We start from the raw sequence: 901 nt of genomic DNA, 5'->3' as shown, positions 1-901 counted from the left end.
ATAAAAGGGGCCTNTTGCCGTCACCCAAAAACNNNCGGTATGTTTATGCGCTGTGATGATTCCCCCGGTTTTTTTTCATGGTTCAGCGGCGTTTACAAAGTCAATTAATCAGATAACGTGTTGCACTTTCAATATGTTACCCACATGGTTATCCCCCCTTACTGTGGGTAATCAATATATTGTGTCTCTGGCAGCTGCTTTTCCTACCATATGTTGTCCCTGCCCGTTCTATTTTGTGATCGGACAGTGTGAAAAACGACATCACAGTGGAGACGCTGCTGACGGGATGATGTTCATCCAGGGTCGTAAGATCGGCCGGTACTGGTTACCCGCCGGACGAAGGGCCGGCCAACGCGCAGCGTCGGTAGCTGGCTTTAAAAATGCTGGCGGAAATTTAAAGATGAAGCCGCATACTCTACGAAATTTTGCAAATTTCACTCAACATGCTTCGTTCAGATCCCAACAGAGCTTTCACCATCGCCTGTAACTGCCGTCCTGCTGCGTGATTACTCCGCTCAACGGGTTGCTGGCGACAAGCCAATACCTGTTCGTGACAGGCATTGATTGAACCGTTGTCCCTAACTAATAATGTGCCGACGATGCAGGTGGGACCGTGGTCCCAGGNAGATAACCTGACNGGCGATNCAGGTGGGACCGTGGTCCCAGGNAGATAANCTGACCNGCGATNCAGGTGGGACCGTGGTCCCAGGCAGATAANCTGACCGNCGATNCAGNTGGGACCGTGGTCCCAGGNAGATAACCTGACCGGCGATACAGNTGGGACCGTGGTCCCAGGCAGATAANCTGACNGNCGANNCAGGTGGGACCGTGGTCCCAGGCAGATAACCNGACCGGCGATNCAGGTGGGACCGTGGTCCCAGGCAGATAAGCTGACNGACGA

Source organism: Klebsiella sp. EMBS2024, from assembly GCF_036233805.1.
GTDB lineage: Bacteria > Pseudomonadota > Gammaproteobacteria > Enterobacterales > Enterobacteriaceae > Klebsiella > Klebsiella pneumoniae.
The sequence above is the reverse complement of the archived record's forward strand: the minus strand, read 5'-3'. Positions refer to the sequence as shown.